The 5,531-nt window shown below is 61.8% G+C and carries 4 protein-coding genes; all 4 read left to right on the top strand.

Features of this window, described 5'->3' with window-relative positions; translation table 11 throughout:
- The first annotated feature begins 230 nt into the window (after positions 1–230).
- A complete protein-coding gene (locus tag ACEW8G_RS08985) occupies positions 231–821 on the top strand; it encodes a hypothetical protein (RefSeq protein WP_373488087.1) in 591 nt (196 codons plus the stop codon).
- Positions 822–1,028: 207 nt separating this feature from the next.
- Entirely contained in the window at positions 1,029–1,400 is a 372-nt protein-coding gene (locus tag ACEW8G_RS08980) for a hypothetical protein (RefSeq protein WP_373488086.1), read from the top strand.
- Positions 1,397–3,229: a type IV secretion system DNA-binding domain-containing protein gene (locus tag ACEW8G_RS08975; RefSeq protein WP_373488085.1), complete on the top strand. Its 1,833-nt coding sequence runs from the start codon at positions 1,397–1,399 to the stop codon at positions 3,227–3,229. The genes ACEW8G_RS08980 and ACEW8G_RS08975 overlap by 4 nt, the downstream gene beginning before the upstream one ends.
- The coding region (gene mobF / locus ACEW8G_RS08970) for a MobF family relaxase (protein ID WP_373488084.1) at positions 3,229–5,531 on the top strand (2,303 nt) is incomplete at its 3' end. The genes ACEW8G_RS08975 and mobF, both read left to right, overlap by 1 nt.

Genomic DNA, 5,531 nt, shown 5'->3' with positions numbered 1-5,531 from the left:
CGGTCGTCGGTCTACTCCCTGCAAAAGTCTGGCAGGCTCGATGCGATCAAGATCGCCAGGCGAACTCTGCTGACGACCGAGTCCATCAAGCGATTGTCGCAGACGAAGGCCGACATCTGAGCCGAAGGTGCCCGCTGATGCCGTTCCGGTAATCGGTTCGGCCAACCTGCGCCTGCGATCTCCATGCCATCACAAACCCACAAAGTCGTGATTTCACGAAAGGATTTCCTATGTCCATTTTCCGCAGCGTGATGGATCGGCTTGCCGATTTCATCTGGGAAAACCGCAAGGTCAAACTGTCATTCACCGCCGAATATCGCATAGCCTGCTATGCCGCGCCGCTGATCACCAAGCTGCTCGCCGAGGGCGAGGACGGCGATGCCTATCGCACTGCGCTTGTCGGTTGGCATATTGCAGAACGACCGCCGCTTGCCACCCACCAAGGCACCATTTCCCGTTGCCGGATTGACGGGCCGTCGCAAGTTGCCGGTAAGCACTGGATTCCGCTTGGAGGGTTGATCCTGTCTCCCGGGGTTACCGCGCACCTTGATCCATTCGAAGCGCAAGCGCTGCGCGAGCAGATGGAACAGGCGATTGAAGGCGTCATTCGGTCATGGGTCCGGGAGCACAGCCTGCAATCTCTTCCGCCAATTGATGAGCATTACGACAGGGCAAAGGCCGACAGGAAAGCCAAGGCCATCATCGCAGATTGGATCTCCAGTAAAAACCGGGAGGGCGCTTCTGACCTTGACGCTGACGATGCGGATGAGGCTGCGGCCACGTTCTGCACGCTCTGCCGGAAAGGACTTGGCCATGACTGACCGGGCAACCCAAAAGGCAATGTTGAGGGGCTGCGATGCTACGCATCGAGCCAGCAATTTAGATACACACCTCACGCACGGGTGCATGGCGAATTTCTGCGGGTTTGGCGGGATGCTTATAGCATCTCGCCAAAGTCCAGATCGCAAGAGCCGAGCAATTCAGCCATTTTTCGCGATGGCGAATAGCATCTCGTCAGGTGCGGGACGATGAGTTCCCGCGCCCAGACCGTGCGCCTCACCCCCGCCCGTCATCGCGCGCTTGCAGGGTTCGCCAAGAGCTATGGATTGAGCGAATATGCGATGCTTGCTCGCGTCGTGGACGCGGGCCTTGCGGCCATCGATAACAAGGCAGGCAACCAGATCGACACCCGCGAGATTGTGACCGAGTTAGCATCGGTCAGCACGCGGATGGTCGATGTTGAGCGGATGTTGGACCGCGCATTGTTCACCGCTTGCGCAGCTTATTGCTATGCGCGCCATGCGGCGCTGGGCGCGCGCGCGACCGATGAGGCCGTCACCGCCGAAATCAATGCGGCCTATGACCGACAGCGCAGGCGAGCGCAGGAGGGCCGGGAATGAAACAGTCTCACGACCGGCGCGCCCATGCTGATGCCTTGCGCCGCCACAACCGAAACAATCAGGCTGCACGTTTTCGGCGGCAGGCAGGTGTTATGCTGGCATCCATTGCTATGGGCGCAGTCGCAGCGCCCTATGTGGCCTTGGACCAGCAGGCGATGCAGTCAGCGGGAACATATGCTGTCGCTAGCGCCAAACTGTGGTTTGCCAAGGGAACGGTGGTCGATCCGGTGATCACGATCAGTCAGGACGGCCAAGCAGATGCCGTTCCGGCTCGCGCAGTTGTCGCCCACCATTATTACGGCAACGCAGCGCACAGCGTCTTTGCTTACGGAATATGGGGCGGCTCGCTTGGCTTTAGTGGATGGCTAGCGAGCCTGTTGCTGTTGCGCGGAGCCATCGCCCAGCGGCGCGAGCGCGCTTTGCGAGACCGAGTGATTGCCGGAACTTTGGTGACGACCGAGGCGGCGCTGAGAAAGCTAACCACCACCGAAGCTGACACCCGAGCGCTCACCATCGGCACTGTCCCCCTACCTCGCAGGCTGGAAACTCGGCACATGGCAATGATCGGCACGACCGGCAGCGGCAAGACGACCGCCTTGCGTCAAATGCTCGAGGGCATCGAAGCGCGCGGCGAAGCTGCCTTGGTCTATGACACGAGCGGCGAGTTCGTCGCACATTACTACAGGCCCGAGCGCGGCGACGTGATCTTGAACCCATTCGATGCCCGGTGCGCCTATTGGTCGCCTTTTGCCGAGATCGCCCACCCCGCCGACGCCGACCGCATCGCTCACCAGCTCATCACCGAAATCGGCCAGCATGACAGCGACGTGTGGCTGGACACCAGCCGCATCCTTGTCGCCAACATGATCAGGGCACTCTGGCGCGAAGGCAACGCCACCTTGCCCGCGCTGCTACATGCGTTGCAGGACCGGACCAAAGACGACCTGAAAACCTGGCTGGCAGGCAGTTCTTCGGCCCGGACGTTTGCCGACGACGCCGACCGGGCCACAGCCAGCGTGCTGTTCATGCTCGCCAAGGCCGCCGACCTTATCCAGTTTCTGCGGGTTGATGGCAGCGGTGGCACGCCCTTCGCGTTCAGGGATTTCATCCACGGGCTGGACAAGCGGAAAGGCGCAAAGCCTTGGATATTCGTACCCCGCAAAGAGGACTATTTCGAAGCATCAAAGCCCTTGCTCGCTTGCTGGCTGGAATGCGCGGCCAGCGCCGTGCTGGGGCTTCCCCCGTCGCCCGATAGGCGAATCTGGTTTGTGCTCGACGAACTCGCCGACTTGCCGCGCGTCGATAATCTGGCGCGGTTGCTTCCCGAAGGCCGCAAGTTTGGTGCGGCGGTTATTCTGACGTTTCAGGCGCTGGGCCAGATGCAGCACCGCTACGGCCCGAAGATCGCCGAAGCCATGCTGGGCTGCTGCAACACCAAGCTGTTCCTGCAAACCATCGACAGCGAAACCCGTGTCTGGGCCAGTCAGACCATTGGCGAATGCGAGGTTGAAATCCAGACAATGACCGACGCGCTGGCCGACGACGATGACAAGCCCCGCACCACGCTTGGCAAGATACGCAAAATGCGGCCCGCCATTTTGGAGAGCGAACTGCGCCTGCCCAAGTTCGAGGGTTATCTGTTGCTTCCCGATGGATTGCCGGTGGCGCGGATCAGGCTCAACGCCGATCACATCGCGCGGCACGGCCCTGCCCGTCAGCCGGGATTTGTGGCGGGAGATATTGGGGCTACCCATTGGCAACCGCCATCGACCACCACGCCAGCGGCTTCGCCAACGACAAAGCCTAGCGGCAGCGAGGGTCCAGTCTGATGGTCGCATCTGTGTCCGCGCTGACCAGTTCAGGTCAGGCCGCCAGCTACTATGAATCCGCTGGCGAGTATTATGCCGACGCCGGCGAGTCCCCATCAGAATGGCAGGGCAAAGGCGCAGAAGCGCTGGGTCTGTCAGGCGATGTGAACCGGGACAAGTTTCGCGACTTGCTGGACGGCAAGGTTGCCGACCAGCAGTTGGGTACGACCCGCGACGGCAATTTGGAGCATCGACCGGGTTGGGATGTGACCTTGAGCGCGCCCAAGTCCGTATCGATCATGGCCGAAGTTGCGGGCGACCGGCGATTGGTTGTAGCACATGGCGTAGCGGTGAAAGCCGCGCTTGCCCATGTTGAGGAGCACATGGCCGCAACCCGCGTCCGTGACGGCGGCGCAGTGAACCGTGAAGCGACCGGCAATCTTGTAGTCGCCAGCTTCCAGCACGGCACCAGCCGCGCCCAAGACCCGCAACTTCACACCCACAATGTTATTCTCAACGCCACCAAGGGTGAAGACGGCACATGGCGCAGCCTTGAGCCGCGCGCGATCTACCAATTGCAAAAGCAGATTGGTGCGATCTACCGGCAGGAGCTTGCCCTGAAAGTCCGAGAACTGGGCTATGAAATCGAGGTGGGCAAAGGCTCAATGTTCGAGATCAAAGGTGTTTTCCCTGAGGTCATGGCAGCATTCAGCACCCGCAGCGCCGAGATCGAGGCTGCACTTGGCGAACGCGGCACCTCCCGCGACAATGCCACCGCCGCCGAAAAGCAGGTTGCCGCGCTTGATACCCGGCAGGCCAAAGTTGCAGCCGATCCTGCGACTCTTGTGGCAGACTGGCGCGATACCGCGAGCAAAGCCGGATTCGGCCCGGAGGCAAGGCTGGCAATGATCAAAGAGGCCGAGGCTATTGCCGAGAACAGAGACCATCGCGCAGCCATGGAATTGCAGGGAGACAGCGCCGCGAGCCGCGCCGTTGCATATGCCGCAGATAAGTTAGGCGAACGGCAATCGGTGTTTTCCGTTGCCGCCTTGCACGAGGAAGCCGGACGCGTTGGACTTGGCAAAGTCAGCTATGCCCAAATCGGGGAGGCCATTGCGGCGGCAACCAAACAGGGCGAGTTGATCGACCGCACCCATATTGACCGGCGCGGGGCGGAGTTTGCCGGGTTCACCACCCGTGCCAATGTCGAAACCGAGGCCAAGTTGCTGCGGATCGAGGCGGAGGGGCGCGGAGCGCTCTCCCCCATCGCATCGCCGCTAGCCGCTGCCAAGGCCGTTGCCAACGCATCGGCGCAGGCCGAGCGGACGGGTTTTGGCTGGAACGGCGACCAGCGCGCCGCCACCGAGCAGCTTTTGACCAGCCGGAACCGCATCACCGCCTTGCAGGGCTACGCAGGCACTGCGAAGACCACCACCGTTCTTTCGACCTTTGCGCGCGAGGCCGAAGCGCGGGGCATCCCTGTGGTCGCGCTTGCGCCGACTGCATCGGCGGCAATGGTATTGGGCGAGGCGCTTGGCGCGCGCAGCGACACCGTTGCACGGCATCTGCTATCCCCAGAGCGCCCAAGTCAGGGCCAACCCGCTGCATGGATCGTAGACGAGGCATCGCTGTTGTCGGCGCGCGATACAGCCAGACTCTTCGACCTGGCGGAGAAGCAGAACGTCCGTGTCATACTTGTGGGTGACGTGAAACAGCTTGGATCGGTCGAAGCAGGCGCGGCCTTTGTGCAATTGCAGGGCGCGGGAATGGAGACCGCGAAGCTGGGCGAGATCGTGCGGCAGACCAATACGGCGACCAAAGACGCCGTGCTCGCATCCATCGAAGGGGACGCTCGCAAGGCCCTTGCTGCGCTGGACCGGGGCGGCGGCAAGATTATCGAGAATGTCGACCGCTCGACACGCTTTGCTGCCATCGCCGATCAATATGCCAAGCTGGACAAGGCCAGCCGTGCCAGAACCCTTGTCATTGAGCCATCGCGCGAAGGGCGTGACACGCTGACCGCTGACATTCGGGCTGCGCTTGCCAAATCCGGCGCGTTGACCGGCCCCGTCGTCACCATGCAAAGCCTTGCCAACAAGGGGCTGACCCGAGCCGAGGCTCGCGACCCGATGAGTTACGACAAGGGCGATGTTGTTCGGTTCACCCGCGACTATGCCGACAAGGGCGTTGCACGCGGCGAAGCCTATCGCGTCGAGAGCATTGACCCGGCGAAAGCCGCCATCACCCTCAAATCAGAACAGGGGCGCGAGGTGGATTGGCGTTTGCGGCAATGGGGAGCGGGGAACAGCCAGACATTCTCGCC

The sequence above is a fragment of the Blastomonas sp. genome, assembly GCF_041747255.1.
Taxonomy (GTDB): Bacteria; Pseudomonadota; Alphaproteobacteria; order Sphingomonadales; family Sphingomonadaceae; genus Blastomonas.
The sequence above is the reverse complement of the archived record's forward strand: the minus strand, read 5'-3'. Positions and strand labels throughout refer to the sequence as shown.